This is a genomic window from Actinopolymorpha sp. B9G3, from assembly GCF_040120725.1.
Classification (GTDB): domain Bacteria; phylum Actinomycetota; class Actinomycetes; order Propionibacteriales; family Actinopolymorphaceae; genus Thermasporomyces.
The window spans coordinates 53604-69593 of record NZ_JBEEAB010000002.1; the positions used below are offsets into that span (position 1 = coordinate 53604).

The following is a 15990-nucleotide window of genomic DNA, read 5'->3' on the forward strand; positions in this document are numbered from 1 at the left end:
CGCGCGAATTCTGGTGAGAGGTCGTTTCGTCGCGGTCGAGTCGCACACTATGTAGTCGATTGTGTGCTTAACGTTGCCGGATGGCCGCAACCGACCGCGTCCGCCGGGCCGCCCTGGTGATCGTCCTCGCGACGGTGACGGGCCTGGTCGGCGCCCAGGCCTCGGCTGCCCCGTCACCACGTCAGGTCACACGTGGGGGCACCACGGTCACGGATCTCATGATCGACGTACGAACCGGGCCGGACCGCGACCAGCGCGTCAACCTGGACGCCCGGCTCTACCGCCCGGCGAGCGTGACGGCCGACCGGCCCGCGCCGGCGGTACTCCTCGCGCACGGCTTCGGCGGTACCAAGGAGAGCGTCGACGACCAGGGACGGGTTCTCGCCGGCCACGGCTACGTCGTCCTCACGTGGACGGCGCAGGGCTTCGGACGTTCAGGCGGACGGATCCACCTCAACAGTCCCGACTACGAGGTGACCGACGCCCGTCAGCTCCTCGACTGGCTCGCCCGCCGGAAGGACGTACGCCAGGACGCGCCCGGCGACCCACGGGTAGGTGTCGTCGGATCGTCGTACGGCGGTGCGCTCGCGCTCCTCCTCGCCGGCCATGACCGGCGGGTGGACGCGATCGTGCCCCAGGCCACCTGGAACGACCTTGGCCATGCCCTGTTCCCGGAGTCGAGCGGCGGCGGTCCCGCGCAGGGGGTGTTCAAGCGGGTGTGGGCCGGCTGGCTGTACGCGGCGGGCTTCGGTGGGCGCGGATCTCTCCCCGTGCTCGCACCGGTTCCCGGCGACGACTCGTTGTCCCGACCGAGTGGGCTGCTGGCACTGGCGATGCCGGCCGACCAGGCCCGCGCGGGTCGCGTGGACCCGGGCCAGGTGCCAGATCAGAGCAGGACACCGGCGCCGGCCGTGGGTGGGGCAGCGGCCGGGTGCGGCAGGTTCGCGGTCCCTGTATGCCGGATGTACCAGCGGGCGGCTGTCACCGGGCGCGCGGATCCCGCCACCGTTTCCCTGCTGGCCCGGTCGAGCCCCGCGAGCGTCGTCGAGCGGATCAGGGCGCCGACCCTGCTCGTCCAGGGCACGCAGGACACGTTGTTCCCCCTCGCCGAAGCCGACGCGAACGCCGTGGCCATCCGCTCGTCTCGTACGCCGGTCCGCGTGATGTGGTTCTCGGGCGGGCACGATGCGGGTGCGGGTTCCGCGCTCGACCAGACACGGTTGCGGCGGTTGACAGTCCGCTGGCTCGACCACTTCCTGGGCGGCACCGCCGAGCGCCCGGCCGGAAAGCGGCCGCGGAAGTCCTTCGCCTTCAGCCGGATCACCGGCATCGACTACGACGACTTCGCCGTACGCACGCTCGGCCTGTACGCCCCCGCCGGCTATCCGGGAATGGACGGCGACGCGCCCGCGCGGGAGGTGCGGCTCTCCGGCGAACCGGGACAGGTCGCCAACCCACCCGCCGGCATGCCGGCCGCGATGTCCTCGGTCCCCGGGCTCGGCGCCCTGAGCGGCGTGTCGTTGACCCGCGTCAGCCTCGACATGCCGGGGCAGTTCGTGTCCTACGACTCCGCCCTCCTCGACCAACCGGTCGACGTCACCGGAGTACCGACGGTGCGGATCCGCGCGGCGTCGTCCTCGGGCACGGCCGTGCTGTTCGCCAAGGTGTACGACGTGGCCTCGACCGGCGTCACCGAGTTGCCCGGGGGCGCGGTCGCTCCGGTCCGCCTCCACGATCTGCCCGCGACGCTCGACGCCGCCAGACCCGTCAAGGTGACCTTGCCGGGGCTGGTGCACCGCTTCCGGGCAGGGCATCGGATCCGCGTCACCCTCGCGACCTCCGACCAGGCGTACGCCGGTCCGGTCGAGCCGCAGACCTACGTCGCCGGCCTGGCGGGTGACTCGATCCGCCTGCCCCAGGTGGTGGCCCAGGGTGCCGAACGCACCGTCATGCCCTGGCTGGCCGCGGCCGGTGGGCTCGCCGCGACCCTGCTGGTTGCCGCCCTGGTGACCTGGCTGCTGGTCAGGCGCCGCGACAGGAACCGCCCCGGCAGGTTCGACCCCGACCACGCCGAGACGCCGTTGGTCGTACGGGGCCTCACGAAGACCTTCGCCAAGGGCCAGGACGCCCTGCGGGGCGTGGATTTCACCGTACGAGCCGGTGAGGTGGTCGGACTCCTCGGACCCAACGGTGCCGGCAAGACCACCTGCCTGCGCATCCTCACCGGCCTGGTCCGCCCCACCGCCGGACAGGTGCACGTCTTCGGCCACCTCCTCACGCCAGGCGCGTCCGTCCTGGCCCGGGTCGGCCTGCTGGTCGACGGGCCAGGTTTCCTGACGCACCTGTCCGGGCGTACGAACCTCGAACTGTTCTGGGACGCGACCGGGCGGCCACGTGACGAGGCCCGCCTCGACGAGGTACTGGAGATCGCCGGCCTCGGCACCGCGATCGACCGCAGAGTGGGGGAGTACAGCCACGGGATGAGCCAGCGGCTGGCCGTTGCCCAGGCGATGCTCGGCATGCCGTCGCTGCTCATCCTCGACGAACCGACCGACGGCCTCGACCCGCCGCAGATCGCGGCCCTACGTCAGGTGCTCAGGCGATACGCGGCGGGTGGCCGGGCGGTCCTGGTCTCGAGCCACCTGTTGGCCGAGGTCGAACGGACCTGCACGCACATCGTGGTCCTCCACCGTGGTCGCCGACTGGCTGCGGGCCCGGTGGGAGACGTCGTGGGCGACACGGCGTCGGTCGTCCTCGACGTGAACGACGTCGGCCGGGCCGAGTCGTTGCTCGCGGGCCTCGCGGTCAGGTCGGTGGCTCGGCGGAACGGTGGACTCGTGGTCGACTGCGACGGCGTATCCCGGTCCGAGCTCGTGCGCACCTTGGTGGTCGGCGGGGTCGGCGTCTGCGGGCTCGCGCCCCGGATCCGGCTCGAAGACGCGTTCCTGACGATGGTGGGTGTCGACCACGACGGTCACGGGCAGGGTGGGAACGAACCGGACGGGCAGGGAAACAGAACAGGGGAGCCGCGATGAGTGAGTCCGCCCTCTCCGATGTCAGGGCGCTCGACACACCGGTCGACGACGTGGCGTCGTTTCACCGCGCTCGCGCGAGCCTGACGGTCCGCACCGAGTTGCGGCGGCAGTTCTCCTTGCGCAGGACCCGGCTCGCGCTCGGACTCGTCGTCGTCCTGCCGGTGCTGCTCGTGGCGGCGTTCGAGTTCGGCGGCGACGAGGCGGGCGACCTCTGGTCGCTCGCGGCCCTCGCGACGTTCAGCGCCGCGAACTTCACCGTGTTCACTCTCGGCGCGTCGGCGGGGTTCCTCCTGATGGTGATCGTCGCCCTGGTGTGCGGCGACGCGGTGGCAGGCGATGCGAGCAACGGAAGCCTGCGATACCTGCTGGCGCTTCCGGTGTCGAGGGGGCGCCTGCTGGGCGTCAAGCTGCTCGCGAGCCTGGCGACGTCGGCGGTCGCCCTGGTGGCCCTGACCGTGACGGCGCTCGGCGTGGGGGTGGCGGCGTTCGGCCGGGGTCCGCTGCGTACGCCTCGAGGCGACGCCCTCGCGCTGGCCGAGGCGGCGGCGCGGATCGGCGGCATGGTGGTGTACGTGGCCGTGACGCTGCTCGTCGTCGCGGCGCTCGCGTTCTGGTTGTCGACGACCACGGACGCACCCCTCGCGGCCGTGGGTGGGGCGGTGCTGGTGGTGATCGTGTCCACCATCCTCGACCAGGTGAGCGCACTGGGCGCCGTGCGTACGATGCTGCCGACGCACTACGCGGACTCCTGGCGCGGCCTGTTCGACGACCCGATGCAGCTGGAAGCCATGGCCAGAGGCTCACTCGCCACGGTGATCTACGCGGGGTTCTTCCTCGCCTGTGCCTGGTGGACGTTCCTGCGCAAGGACGTACTGTCCTGAACGCGCGTCGAGCGGCGGGTTCAGGACAGGGCCCTCAGCAGGCGGGCTCGACCTGGGCGCCCAGGTCCTCCAACTTGGTGAGGAACGCCTCGTAGCCACGGGCGATGATCCCGACGCCGTGGACGGTCGAACGTCCCTGGGCGGCGAGTGCCGCGATGAGGTAGGAAAACCCGCCGCGCAGGTCCGGCACCCGCAGGTCGGCACCGTGCAGTGACGACGGACCGGAGATCACCGCCGAGTGCGAGAAGTTGCGGCGGCCGAACCGGCACGGTGTCGCGCCCAGGCACTCGCTGTAGACCTGGATGTGGGCGCCCAGCCGGACCAGGGCGTCGGCGTACCCGAGGCGGTTCTCATAGACCGTCTCGTGCACGATCGACAACCCGGTCGCCTGCGTCAACGCGACGACGAGCGGCTGCTGCCAGTCGGTCATGAACCCCGGATGGACGTCCGTCTCCAGCGCCAGCGCGTCGAGCTTTCCACCCGGATGCCAGAACCGGATCCCGTCGGCCGTCACCTGGAAGGCCCCACCCACCCGGCGGTAGACGTTGAGGAACGTCATCAGGTCGACCTGCCGGGCGTTACGGACGAAGACCTCGCCGCCGGTCGCGAGCGCCGCGCAGGCCCAGGACCCGGCTTCCATCCGGTCGGGCACGGCCTCGTGGATGTAGCCACCGAGGCGTTCGACACCGGTGATCCGGATGATCCGGTCGGTGTCGATCGAGATGATCGCGCCCATCTTCTGCAGGACGCAGATGAGGTCGATGATCTCCGGCTCGACGGCGGCGTTGCGGAGTTCGGTCACCCCCTGGGCGCGGACCGCGGTGAGCAGCACCTGTTCGGTCGTACCGACGCTGGGGTACGCGAGCTCGATCTTCGTCCCCGTGAGGCCTCTCGGGGCGCTGATGTGCAGCCCTTCGGGACGCTTCTCCACCACCGCACCGAACTGCCGGAGCGCGTCGAGGTGGAAGTTGATCGGCCGGTCGCCGATCTTGCAGCCACCTAGGTCAGGGATGAACGCATGGCCCAACCGGTGCAGCAGCGGCCCGCAGAGCAGGATCGGGATCCGGCTCGCCCCGGCGTGCACCTCGATGTCGGGGAGGGCGGCCTGCTCCACCCGGGACGGGTCGAGGACGAGGGTGTCCGCCGCCTCACCGTCGGCCACGGTGACGCCGTGCAGCTCCAGCAGGTTGCGGACGATCTCGACGTCCCTGATCTGGGGAACGTTGGAGAGGACGGACGGATAGTCGCCGAGGACGGCGGCCACCATCGCCTTCGGCACAAGGTTTTTCGCTCCCCGGACGGCGACCTCGCCGACGAGCGGGGTTCCACCGGACACCACCAGGGTGTCGACGGTGCTGTGGTGACTCACGGCCTCACTTCGTTCGCTCATGTGCATCCCTCCAAGTGCGTCAGCCCCCGCGCCCAGCTTGATGCCACACCAGTCTTCTGCGAGGTGTACGACCGTCGAGAATGGCCGCGCCTGCGAAACCACCTCGCAGCAGAAGCACGACATACCGTAACGGCTGTTCGGAATTTGCATAGGCTGCCCCCATGGCGGAACTCACTCCTCGGACGCTCGCGGTGGTCGGCGCCGGCCTGATGGGATCGGGAATCGCGCAGGTCGCGGCGGCCGCCGGCTGGCAGGTCACGATGCGCGACGTCACCGACGAAGCCCTCAAACGCGGGGTCGACGGGATCCGCGCGTCGCTCGGCAAGTTCGTCGAGAAGGGCCGGCTGAGCGCCCCTGACGCCGAGGCGGCGGTCGAGCGGATCACCACCACGACCGACCTCGACGCCGTGGGTGGCGCGTCGATCGTGGTCGAGGCCGTGTTCGAACGCATCGAGGTCAAGCAGGACGTCTTCCGCGACCTCGACCGGATCTGCCCCGACGGCGCCATCCTCGCCTCCAACACCTCGGCGATCCCGATCACCAAGATCGCGGCGGCGACGCAGCGGCCGGAGTCCGTCGTGGGCACGCACTTCTTCTCGCCGGTGCCGATGATGGCGCTGTGCGAGCTGGTCCGAGGGCACCGGACATCGGACGAGACGCTGGCACGGGCGCGGGCGTTCGCCGAGGCGGTCGGCAAGACGTGCGTGGTGGTGACGCGGGACGTGGCCGGATTCGTGACCACCCGGCTGATCTCCGCGCTCGTCGTCGAGGCCGTACGCCTGGTGGAGTCCGGCGTCGCCACGGCCGAGGACATCGACACCGCCTGCAAGCTCGGCTTCGGCCACGCCATGGGCCCGCTCGCGACCACCGACCTCACCGGTGTCGACGTCCTTCGCCATGCCACGCAGAACATCTGGGACGAGACGGCCGACCCGAAGTTCTTCCCGCCCGAGTTGCTCACCCGGATGGTCGAGGCGGGGGAGCTCGGCCGCAAGTCCGGCCAGGGCTTCTATTCCTACGACTGACGTTCCTTGCCCTGGCGCCGAGCCGCACATGACCACGCCGGGCATGCCTGTGGTCGCCGGGCCAGGCATGGGCACCTGGTCAGTCGTCCGTACGCATGGGCACCGTGGTCATTGTCCACGGGTTGGCAGACATGCCCTAGGCTCGACAGGTGACGGAGACGCTGCTCACCGCCGTCGTGTTGCTGGCCGTCGTCGGTGTGGTCTCCGGACTGGCCAGGCGGCTGGGCCTGCTGGCGCCGTTCCTGTTGATGGTTGCCGGGATCGCCCTGTCCTTCCTGCCGTTCGGCCCGCGAGTCCGGCTCGAACCCGACCTCGTCCTCGAGGGGATCCTGCCGCTGCTGCTCTACGCCGCGGCGATCCGCACCTCCCTACCCGCCTTCACCAGACTGCTGCGCCCCATCGCTTTGCTGGCGTTCGGCCACGTGTGGTTCATCACCGTCGCGGTCGGCCTGGTGCTGCACGCCATGGTGCCGCAGATCCCGCTGGCAGCGGCGTTCGCTCTCGGGGCGATCGTGGCGCCGCCGGACGCGGTGGCGGCGACCGCGATCGCCCGACGGTTGGGACTCCCGCGCCGAGTCGTGACCATCCTCGAAGGCGAGAGCCTCGTCAACGACGCGACCGCGCTCGTCACCCTCAGAGTGGCAATCGCGGCGGTGGCCGGTGGTGCGGCGAGCGGTGTCGCGATGACCTGGCGCCAGGCGGGCACCGAGTTCCTGGTGGCGGCCCTCGGCGGGCTCCTGATCGGCGGGGCCGTCGGCGTGTTGGCGGCCTGGCTGCACAGTCGTACGGACGACCCGCTGCTCGACAACACCCTGTCGATCCTCACGCCGTTCGTGGCATTCGTACCGGCCTTCGCCGTCGACGCCTCGGGGGTGGTGGCCGTCGTCGTCTGCGGGCTCTACGTCGGGCACAAACGCCCGGTTCTCATGGGTGCGGCGTCACGCCTGCAGATGGACGCGTTCTGGCGGGTGACCCAGTTCCTGCTCGAGGGCGTCGTCTTCCTGCTCGTCGGTCTGCAGCTGCGCGACATCGTGGACGCCGTCTCGGAGTCGTGGCCGACTGTCGCCGCGGTGACGGCGGCGGTGGTGGGCACCGTCCTGGTGGGCCGTTTCGTCTGGGTCTTTCCCGGTGCGTACCTTCCGTTCCTGATCCCCCGGATCCGGCGCCGCGAGCAACCACCTCCGGTCGCGAACACCGCGGTGATCGCCTGGGCCGGCATGCGCGGAGTGGTGTCACTCGCGGCGGCGTTCAGCCTCCCGTTCGACTTCCCTTCGCGTGACCTGCTCATCTGGATCACGTTCGTCGTCATCGCGGTGACGCTCATCGGCCAGGGCCTGACCATCCCGCTGGTGGCCCGGCTGCTGGGTGTGCGACGCGACGACCGCCAGGCAGACGTGCTCGCCGAGGCCGAGGTGCGCCAGGCCGCCCTGCGTGCCGCCCAACGCACCCTCGCAGAGCACCGCGGAAACGCGCCCGACCACGTGGTGGAGCGGTTGGACGCCTGGGCCGAGGCGCGCGCCAACCAGGTGTGGGAGCGGCTGGGCGACCCGTCCCGCGAAGTGCCCGCGGAGGCGTTCCGGCGGTTGCGCCGCCGGATGATCGACGCCGAACGCCAGGTGTTCATCGAGGCGCGGAACACGGGAAGGATCCCTGACGAGATACGCCGCCAGGTCGAACTGGAGCAGGACCTGGAGGAACTGATGCTCGACCGCGGCCGGGAGGACGACGAATGAACGGGTGCCCGCACCTTGCCGAAGCGCCCACCGAGGTGGGCGGCGATTCCGGCGTACAACCGAGCACGACGCAAGGGTGTGAGGACTGCCTGGCGCTGGACCGGGACGACTGGGTCCACCTGCGGATCTGCCTGGCCTGTGGCCACGTGGCCTGCTGTGACTCCTCGCCGTTGCGCCATGCCTCGGCGCACTACGCCGCCGTGCACCATCCGGTGATCCGTTCGTTCGAGCCGGGGGAGAACTGGCGCTGGTGCTTCGTCGACGAACGCATCGGTTAGCGCCACCGGTCTCGGGAGCTATCTTCTCCTCAGGCTAGGGGACGTCCGCTCGGACCTGCCGTCGGCGGGTCGGTGGCCGCAGAAGGTGGGGAGCCGTCATGCATCTGTGGCACAGCGGCGCTGTGGGGTCGCGATGACCGACGTCGCCGATCTGCTGGCGCGCGCCGAGGCCGCGTGCGCGGTGCTTGGCCCCACGTCGGGAGCCGGCTCGGCCGTGGTGGAGGGCATCCCGTGCGTGAGCTACCGGGTCGACCAGCCGTGGGCGTGCCAGGCCAAGGCCATGGTCCCGCCGACGTCAGCCGCCCTTGACGCGGCGACCGACTGGCTGGAGGCGCACGCGGTCACCCGTCGCGAGTGGACGGTCATGACCCGGCAACGCCACGTCGGCGCTCCGGTCTTCTCGGCGGCTGGCCTGTCGCCGTGGCTCACGCTGCCGATCCTCGCGCTCGGCCGCGCGGACCTGTTGGAGCGCATCGCCGCCGTGGACGGCCTCGACGTCGGTCCGGCGTCGGGTGCGGCGGAGTTCCTGGCCGTCTACGGCGAGGAACTCGCTCCGCTGATCACGCCCGGCATCCTGGCCGACCCGACGCATCACCACTTCGTCGGCCGGGTCGACGGCCAGCCGGTGGCCTGTGTCCAGGTGCGGGAGGTGGCGAACACCGCGTACATCTCGGGTGTGACGGTCATCCCGGCGTGCCGCGGCAGAGGCATCGGGACTGCGATCTCGGTGGCGGCGACCCGGTTCGCCCTCGCCAGCCATCCACGGGTCGTGTGGCTTGCCGCCGAGTCGCACCTGCACCCGATGTACGCACGGCTCGGGTTCGGCCAGGTCGGAGTCCATGTGCTGCTCCGCCCCGGTGACTGAACCCAGGTCCTGCGAAACTCCGGTGGGCCTGGGACGAGGTGGATGGAGCGGCAGCGTCTGCCTGCGAGCGAGTGGGTGAAGGTTGCGCTGGTGGTGTCAGCGGCCGCGTTCGAGTTGGCGTGCTGCCCGGCGGGCCTCCTTGAGCGACTTGCCCTTGGCCTCGGCCGGCAGCCGCCACACGTCGATCCCACCCATCAGGGAGTACGCACGGATCCGGATGACCGGTGCCCCGGGACGGGCGGGGCGGCGGCTGCCGCGTTCGTCGTTGCCGCCCATCAGTGCGAAACCTTCGACGATCACCTCGACACTGTCGGGGACGTAGATGTCGGTCCCGCCCATCACGGCGAACGCGTTGATGAGTACCTCGTCGCCGTCGATCTCGGCGTCGCGCAGGTCCACGGTGTCGCCGCCCATGACGGCGATCGAGTGCACCGTGCCGCTCAGCCGGAACCGCCCCCGCCGGTCGGAGCCACCCATGATCGCGACGAACCAGCGGGTGACGCGTCGACGCGGCCGTTCGACGGCGTGCCGGTCGGCAGTCGGCTGGTCGGCGGTCGGCTGGTCGGCGGTCGGCTGGTCGGGCAGGTCCCGGGTGAGGGCGTCGAGTTCGCCGCGGGTCTTGGCGTCGTAGGCCTTCTGGGCGCGTTCCTCCAGCTCGGCAAGGGTGAGCCGGCCGACGGCGGCGTGGTCGCTCAGGAGTTCGACCACGCGGTCGCGCTCGGCGTCGGAGGCGCGGACCGCGGCGGTGTCGGGGGGCTCGCTAACCGGTGGCGGGTGGGCGGGAAGGCGTTCGCCGTCGTCCACGGCGGCTCCTTTCGTACCGTGGCCCGGATGACCAGGTCCGGGGGTCGCCTGACCCGAGGCTTCCCCTGGAACAGGGCGTCGAGCACACCGTAGCCGCAGGATCGGCGTCCGGTTACATGAGGCGGTCGGCGTTCGCGGCATCAGGTCGGCGCGCGTGCGCGGACCCGCTCGACCACCTCGTCGGCGCAGCCCCACGACAGGGTGACACCGGCGCCGCCGTGGCCGTAGCAGTGCACGACGAGCCGGCCACCGGGGAGGTGCAGGGGCTCCAGACGGACGTTCGGTCGGGCCGGCCGCAGCCCGACCCGGTGCCGGAGTACGCGCGCCTTCGCCAGGACGGGAACGAGGGCCCGCGCCTGGGTGAGCAGCTCGCGGGCGGTCTGCTCGCGCGGGCGGGCCTCCCAGTCACCAGGCTCCGCCGTGCCGCCGACCACGATGTCGTGCAGCCGCGGAACGACATAGATGGGGCGCGAAGGGGTGTTCTCGGCGATCAACCATTCGGTGAGGCCGACCTGTTCGAGGACGCAGACCTGGCCGCGGACCGGGGTCACCGTGTCGTCGTCGGCCAGCAGGCGAGCGCCGAGGCCCGCGCAGTCGACGACGATCGGGGCGGTGTTGGGCAGTCCGGCGAGTGCGTGCCGGGTGACGGTGCCGCCGAGCTCGTCGAGGCGCCCGGTGAGCCACGGCAGATAGACGCTCATGTCGACGACCGGCGTCGCGAACTCCCAGCCGCCCGAGTATCCCGCCGGCGGTGCGCTCACCGGGCGGAGATCGGGGACCGCTGAGCTCCACCAGGGCGGCTCGCCGGGGGTGCGGAGAAGCTCACGACCGGTCCGCATGCGTACACCGGCGGCCGGTGTGTCCTCGGCGATGCGGGCGAATTGGTCGTACGACGTCGCGCCCCACCCGGTCACACGGTCCAGCGGGAATGCGCGGTAGGGGTACCACAGCGCGGCCGCGACGGCGGAGGTCGTCTCGAGGGGGAGATCGCGGGCGACGACGTTGACCTCGTATCCCGCCTCCGCGAGCCGCACCGCGCAGGTGAGTCCGATGACGCCGGCGCCGACCACGAGCACCCGTGGCCGCGACGGCACGTCGACAGGCGCGGGGTCCGGCACGGAGACCGGGCTGTTCGACGTCACGGCTCCACGCTAGCGATCCCTGGACAACGCCGCCGGTGGCCGCGAAGGACCTCACTGCCCGCCGTCGACGTGCGCGTGTCGGTCAGTGGGGTCCGGCCACGAGGTCCTCGGTGCCGCACGGGCCACCGCCGACACTTTCGGCCAGCTCGACCGGAGCGCCGTCCATGGTGAGGGTCCTGTAGTGCCGCGAGATCCGGTCGCAGGACTCCCGCCCGACGTAATGACAGATGAACGAACGCCGGAACCGGTCGGTCGTGGTGTTGGGCCCGGATCCGTGCACGAGGCTGCCGTTGAAGAAGAGCATGTCGCCCGGCTCCATGTCGACAGGCACCGGCGCGAGCCCCGGCGGCGGCGGCACGTACTCCCGGGTGAAGGACACGTCCATGTCCGCGTCCTCGGGGCAGAACACGTCCATCCGGTGCGTACCCGGAACGACCTCCAGCCCACCGTTGGCCCGGTCGATGACGTCGCAGGCCAACCACGCGGCGACGCAGGTGCCCGGCTCGACCCGCAGGTAGAAGTTGTCCTGGTGGAGTGCCTGGCCGCGGGCGCCCGGCGGCTTGAAGTAGAACATGCTCTGGGCGGCCAGTGGCTCCTCGCCGAGCAGCTCGGTGAGGATGCTGCGTACGCGGGAGTCGAGCAGGTAACGCAGGGCCAGGGCGTTGAACTGGTGCGGGTGCATGACCCTGGGAAACCTGCGGAGCACGTCGGTCGGGCCGTCCGGGTTCGACGTCGCCGGTTCGAAGTGGCCCGGCACCGGCCCAGCGGCATGGATCGCCATGAACTCGTCGCGGATCTCTCCGACCTCCGCAGCGGTGAACAGGCCCTTGATGACGGCGAACCCGTCCGTGGCGAACCGCGCGCGATCCTCCGCACTCAGGACGTCCGACGCGACCGGGGTCGACGTGCCCGGCGGGGTCGTCGACCCGCCCGGCGGGATCGCCGTCGATACGCTCTGCTGGGTGGATGTCATGCGACCTCCTCGGTGCGCGGACCTTTGACGACTACCTCGACGTTACGGCGTGTGCTGCCATAAGGGGATGCCCGTGGACGCTGCGGAGCTGTCTGATTCTGCTGAGGAGTCAGGTGGTACGCCCGCACCGCCGGCCGAACTGGTCCTCGCGGGGCGGTTCGACGTCGGCCCGGACTACGCGGTCCACCGGGCCCGCGGCGCGGAGAGCACGCTGCTGGCCTGGACCATGGACGGAGCGGGTCGCTTCGAACAGGGCGGCGTCGAGGTCACCGCCGTACGCGGCGACCTCGTCGTGCTCGGTCCTCGGGTCGCACACTCCTATGCGGTGGCACCCGGCGCGCGCCGGTGGTCGTTCTGGTGGGTCCACTACCCGGCCCGGGTGACGTGGCCGTCGTGGCTGGAGCCGTACGCGGTGGGGGAGCAGGTCTTTGTGGTGGCCCGCGTACCGGCAGTCGTCCGAGACCGGATCGACGCCGCGTTCCTGCGGCTGCATGCCGACGCCCGCTGGTCCGGGCATGGCCCGCCACCCGCGGCCGCCACCGCCGAGGGGCGGACCGTACCGCCCGCGGTCGCGGCGGGTACGCCGGCCCGCGAGCTCGTCCTCGGCAGGGTCGAGGAGGTCCTCGTCCTCGCCACGACAGCGACCGGATCAGCACTCGGCGATCGCCACCGCGGGCCGTTGAGCGGCGAGGTCGACCCGCGGGTCACCCAGGTCGAGGCGCTGGTCGTGGCTGATCCCGCGGCACCCCACACCGTGGGCTCGTTGGCCGACCATGTGGCGCTGTCGGCGTCGCGGCTCGCCCATCTGTTCTCGCAGCAGACCGGTCGTACGCCGATGCAGGCCGTCCGCGACGCCAGGCTGCGCCATGCGGCCCGGCTGCTGGAGCGGACCGACCTGCCGGTGGCGAGCATCGCGGCCGCGTCGGGGTTCGTGAGCGCGTTCCACTTCAGCCGGGTGTTCCGGGCCAGGTTCGGCGTACCTCCGAAGGACTACCGCACTGGCGTCCGCTGAGGCTCGGTCCGGCTCGGGCGTTGTTCCGCGTTCGTCCGGTGTCTAGATGAGGGGACCCCTCCACCAAAGTCAGCCCCGGTCGATGGACGACCCTCGCCGTCGGGGCGGTGGCGGGTCAGAACAGGCGCATGGACGGGTCGTCGAGGCCGCGCAGCGCGTCGTAGTCGACCGTGACACAGTCGATTCCACGGTCGCCCGCGAGGACCCGCGCCTGCGGCTTGATCTCCTGCGCGGCGAAGACCCCCCGGACAGGAGCCAACAGCGGATCGCGGTTGAGCAGTTCGAGGTAGCGGGTGAGCTGTTCCACGCCGTCGATCTCGCCCCGCCGCTTCACCTCGACGGCGACCGCGGACCCGCCTGAGTCCCGGCACAGCAGGTCGACCGGTCCGATCGCGGTGGGGAACTCGCGGCGGACAAGGCTCCAGCCATCGCCGAGCGTCCCCGGATGTTCGGCGAGGAGCTCCTGCAGGTGGGCCTCGACGCCGTCCTTCTGCAGGCCGGGGTCGACACCGAGGTCGTGCCGGGAGTCGTGCAACACCTCGTCGATCGTGATGACCAACTGACCGCCGTCCTTGCCGGTGACCGTCCAGCGGTCCGGTTCGCCGTCCTCGCCGGGCTGCTCCTGGAGTGTGCACGGCGGGCTCATCCAGTTCAGCGGTTTGTACGCCCGGTCGTCGTTGTGGATCGACACCGAACCGTCGGCCTTGATGAGGATGAGTCGGGTGGCGCGCGGAAGATGGGCGGTCAGGCGGCCGGCGTAGTCGACCTGGCACGAACAGATGACGAGACGCACGGCCGATCACACTATCGGGCGTACGACCGGACGCCGTGAGCCCGGCCCGTGTCGCGGTTGCGGGCTTAGGCGATCTGGCCGAGGAGCGCGACCAGCGGACCGGCGATGTCGAGGCCGTCGAGCTCGGCGACGTCGAGCCACAGAGGTTCGTAGGTGCCCCTGGCGGCGCGTTCCTCCGGCGGCAGGACGGCGAAGTCCGGCCACGTACCCGTGCCGAACTCACCGCCGGTGATGCGCGCGGTAGAAGAGGAACCGCTCCCCTTTCCTGTGCTCCTCGGCGAGCAACTCCTCGCACACCACCTCGACCCCCAACTCCTCCATCGCCTCGCGCTCGCCCGCCTCCACGAAGGTCTCGCCGGGCTCGACGCCGCCGCCGGGCATCACGTAGTACGTGTGGCCAGCGCGTCGGCGGCGGATCAGGGCGACGCGGCCCTTCGCGACGATGACGAGGCGTACGCGGGCAGGTCGAGCTTCGGCCATGGGCGAGCGGATCGACGACGGAGTGTCGTAGGTGAAGGCAGGTGGCGGTGGGGCGAGGCGGTCAGCCGCAGCCGCACGCACCGCCGCAGCAACCGCCACCGGCCGGACCCACGGCTGCACCGGTCGAGCGGCCGCCGAGCGCAACGGTCGACAGCAGCTTCACGGTGTCGTCATGGCCCTGGGGGCACGGTGCGGGCGACCCCGCCTCGCTCATGGGGCGGGTCTGCTCGAACGTGGCGCCGCAGCTGCGGCAGCGGTACTCATAGCGGGGCACGCGACCAGCGTAGATGACGGCGCCCCCAACAGCCCGCCTGACGGGCGTCCGTACGTGGCCCAGCCGGCGCCGGCCAACAGTTGGACGGGACAATGATCGGGTGGCTCGCCGTCGTCCTCGCCGTGGCTCGAGAGGGCCGGACCCGTCGCCGCGCCCACCCCGTGGTGGTCATGAGCGGGTGGAGGAGTGGCCGGACGGGGAGTGGGTCGTACGCCAGATCACCGGTGCCACGAGCTCCAAGCCCTACCGCTGTCCTGGCTGCGACCAGCTGATCCTGCCGGCGACCCCGCACGTCGTGGCGTGGCCGGTCGACCCTCGCTCGTTCACCGGTCCCGGCCTCGACGAACGCAGGCACTGGCATACGGCCTGCTGGCGCGCCCGCGACCGCCGTCGCCGCCGCCGGTAGGGGCGTGTCGCGCCGGGCCGGGCACAATCGGTGGGGTGAGCACCGAGCAGATCCGGGCAAGCAGCGTCCTACCGGCCAAGCGCACACCTCTCACGCTCGAGACCGCCGACGGGCTGAAGCTGGTCGGCGAGCTGGCCGAGCCGCTGGACCGGCCCACAGTCGCCACCCTCGTCTGTGTCCACCCTCTCCCGACCCACGGCGGGATGATGGACAGCCACGTGATCCGCAAGGCGTCGTACCGCCTGCCTGCTCTGGCCGGGATCGCGGTCCTGCGTTTCAACACCCGCGGGACGGCGAGCGTCCAAGGGCGTAGCGAGGGGGAGTTCGACAACGGCCGTGGTGAGGGGCTCGACGTGGCGGCGGCGCTGGAGTACGCCGAGTTCGCCGAACTGCCCCGGATCTGGCTGCTCGGCTGGTCGTTCGGAACCGATCTTGTCCTGATGTACGGATGCGATCCGGAGGTCGAGGGCGCGGTCCTGCTCTCACCGTCGCTACGGTTCGCCGGCACAGAGCATCTCGCTGCCTGGGCGGAGTCGGGCAAGCCGGTCGCCGCCCTCGTCCCCGAGCTGGACGACTACCTCAGGCCGGCGGAGGCGCGGGAGCGGTTCGCCGCGATCCCCCAGGCCGAGGTGGTGGCGATGGACGGGGTCAAGCACCTGTGGGTCGGAGCGGCCGAACGTGCCCTGGACGAGATCGTGGCACGGATCTCGCCGTCCGCCGGGCCCCTGCCGACGACGTGGGACGGACCGATGGAGTGGGCCGACACCAGCGCGTACGCCGACAGGACGGTCGCGGCGTACTCCCATGTCCCCATGCCGGAACGCGAGGCGTAGCCGAGGGGGCCGGTGCCGGAACGCGAGGCAGGAGCACCGTCGCCGCACGCGAGGCAGGAGCACCGT

Annotated in this window: 16 protein-coding genes; 9 read left to right on the top strand and 7 right to left on the bottom strand. The window is 71.2% G+C overall.

Features of this window, described 5'->3' with window-relative positions; all coding sequences use genetic code 11:
- The first annotated feature begins 80 nt into the window (after nucleotides 1-80).
- Nucleotides 81-3035: an alpha/beta fold hydrolase gene (locus ABNF93_RS03395; protein WP_349326030.1), complete on the top strand. Its 2955-nt coding sequence runs from the start codon at nucleotides 81-83 to the stop codon at nucleotides 3033-3035.
- The gene (locus ABNF93_RS03400) at nucleotides 3032-3916 is read left to right on the top strand and encodes an ABC transporter permease (RefSeq protein ID WP_349326031.1); all 885 of its coding nucleotides are present in this window, start codon (nucleotides 3032-3034) and stop codon (nucleotides 3914-3916) included. The genes ABNF93_RS03395 and ABNF93_RS03400 overlap by 4 nt, the downstream gene beginning before the upstream one ends.
- 34 nt (nucleotides 3917-3950) lie before the next feature.
- On the opposite strand, the gene murA is transcribed toward ABNF93_RS03400, so the two are convergent.
- A complete protein-coding gene (gene murA / locus ABNF93_RS03405; RefSeq protein WP_349326032.1) occupies nucleotides 3951-5306 on the bottom strand; it encodes a UDP-N-acetylglucosamine 1-carboxyvinyltransferase in 1356 nt (451 codons plus the stop codon).
- A 161-nt stretch (nucleotides 5307-5467) separates the two neighbouring features.
- Here murA and ABNF93_RS03410 point away from each other — a divergent pair, with 161 nt between their 5' ends.
- The 4 genes from ABNF93_RS03410 to ABNF93_RS03425 all read left to right on the top strand — a co-directional run bounded on the left by ABNF93_RS03410 (nucleotide 5468) and on the right by ABNF93_RS03425 (nucleotide 9207).
- The gene (locus tag ABNF93_RS03410; protein ID WP_349326033.1) at nucleotides 5468-6331 is read left to right on the top strand and encodes a 3-hydroxyacyl-CoA dehydrogenase family protein; all 864 of its coding nucleotides are present in this window, start codon (nucleotides 5468-5470) and stop codon (nucleotides 6329-6331) included.
- A 149-nt stretch (nucleotides 6332-6480) separates the two neighbouring features.
- The gene (locus ABNF93_RS03415; RefSeq protein ID WP_349326034.1) at nucleotides 6481-8064 is read left to right on the top strand and encodes a Na+/H+ antiporter; all 1584 of its coding nucleotides are present in this window, start codon (nucleotides 6481-6483) and stop codon (nucleotides 8062-8064) included.
- Nucleotides 8061-8342 (top strand): UBP-type zinc finger domain-containing protein, encoded by a 282-nt coding sequence (locus tag ABNF93_RS03420; protein WP_349326035.1) that lies wholly within the window; start codon nucleotides 8061-8063, stop codon nucleotides 8340-8342. Before ABNF93_RS03415 ends, ABNF93_RS03420 begins: the two co-directional genes overlap by 4 nt.
- A gap of 133 nt (nucleotides 8343-8475) precedes the next feature.
- A complete protein-coding gene (locus ABNF93_RS03425; RefSeq protein ID WP_349326036.1) occupies nucleotides 8476-9207 on the top strand; it encodes a GNAT family N-acetyltransferase in 732 nt (243 codons plus the stop codon).
- A 96-nt stretch (nucleotides 9208-9303) separates the two neighbouring features.
- Here the strand turns inward: ABNF93_RS03425 and ABNF93_RS03430 are convergent, their stop codons facing one another.
- The 3 genes from ABNF93_RS03430 to ABNF93_RS03440 all read right to left on the bottom strand — a co-directional run bounded on the left by ABNF93_RS03430 (nucleotide 9304) and on the right by ABNF93_RS03440 (nucleotide 12126).
- A complete protein-coding gene (locus tag ABNF93_RS03430; RefSeq protein ID WP_349326037.1) occupies nucleotides 9304-10011 on the bottom strand; it encodes a DUF1707 SHOCT-like domain-containing protein in 708 nt (235 codons plus the stop codon).
- A 140-nt stretch (nucleotides 10012-10151) separates the two neighbouring features.
- Entirely contained in the window at nucleotides 10152-11153 is a 1002-nt protein-coding gene (locus ABNF93_RS03435; RefSeq protein ID WP_349326038.1) for an FAD-dependent oxidoreductase, read from the bottom strand.
- An 82-nt stretch (nucleotides 11154-11235) separates the two neighbouring features.
- A complete protein-coding gene (locus tag ABNF93_RS03440; RefSeq protein ID WP_349326039.1) occupies nucleotides 11236-12126 on the bottom strand; it encodes a phytanoyl-CoA dioxygenase family protein in 891 nt (296 codons plus the stop codon).
- Nucleotides 12127-12193: 67 nt separating this feature from the next.
- Between ABNF93_RS03440 and ABNF93_RS03445 the strand changes: the two genes are divergently transcribed.
- Nucleotides 12194-13138, top strand: coding sequence for a helix-turn-helix domain-containing protein (locus tag ABNF93_RS03445; protein ID WP_349326040.1), 945 nt, complete (start codon nucleotides 12194-12196; stop codon nucleotides 13136-13138).
- A 115-nt stretch (nucleotides 13139-13253) separates the two neighbouring features.
- Here the strand turns inward: ABNF93_RS03445 and nucS are convergent, their stop codons facing one another.
- From nucS to ABNF93_RS03460, 3 genes are all read right to left on the bottom strand, one after another.
- A complete protein-coding gene (gene nucS, locus ABNF93_RS03450) occupies nucleotides 13254-13931 on the bottom strand; it encodes an endonuclease NucS (RefSeq protein WP_349326041.1) in 678 nt (225 codons plus the stop codon).
- Nucleotides 13932-14150: 219 nt separating this feature from the next.
- Nucleotides 14151-14411: an NUDIX domain-containing protein gene (locus ABNF93_RS03455; protein ID WP_349326622.1), complete on the bottom strand. Its 261-nt coding sequence runs from the start codon at nucleotides 14409-14411 to the stop codon at nucleotides 14151-14153.
- A 61-nt stretch (nucleotides 14412-14472) separates the two neighbouring features.
- Nucleotides 14473-14685, bottom strand: a complete 213-nt coding sequence (locus tag ABNF93_RS03460) for an FmdB family zinc ribbon protein (RefSeq protein WP_349326042.1) — start codon at nucleotides 14683-14685, stop codon at nucleotides 14473-14475.
- A 178-nt stretch (nucleotides 14686-14863) separates the two neighbouring features.
- On the opposite strand from ABNF93_RS03460, the gene ABNF93_RS03465 reads away from it, so the two are divergent.
- Nucleotides 14864-15091, top strand: coding sequence for an Rv1322 family protein (locus ABNF93_RS03465; RefSeq protein ID WP_349326043.1), 228 nt, complete (start codon nucleotides 14864-14866; stop codon nucleotides 15089-15091).
- Nucleotides 15092-15126: 35 nt separating this feature from the next.
- Nucleotides 15127-15924, top strand: a complete 798-nt coding sequence (locus ABNF93_RS03470; RefSeq protein ID WP_349326044.1) for an alpha/beta hydrolase — start codon at nucleotides 15127-15129, stop codon at nucleotides 15922-15924.
- Nucleotides 15925-15990: the final 66 nt, after the last annotated feature.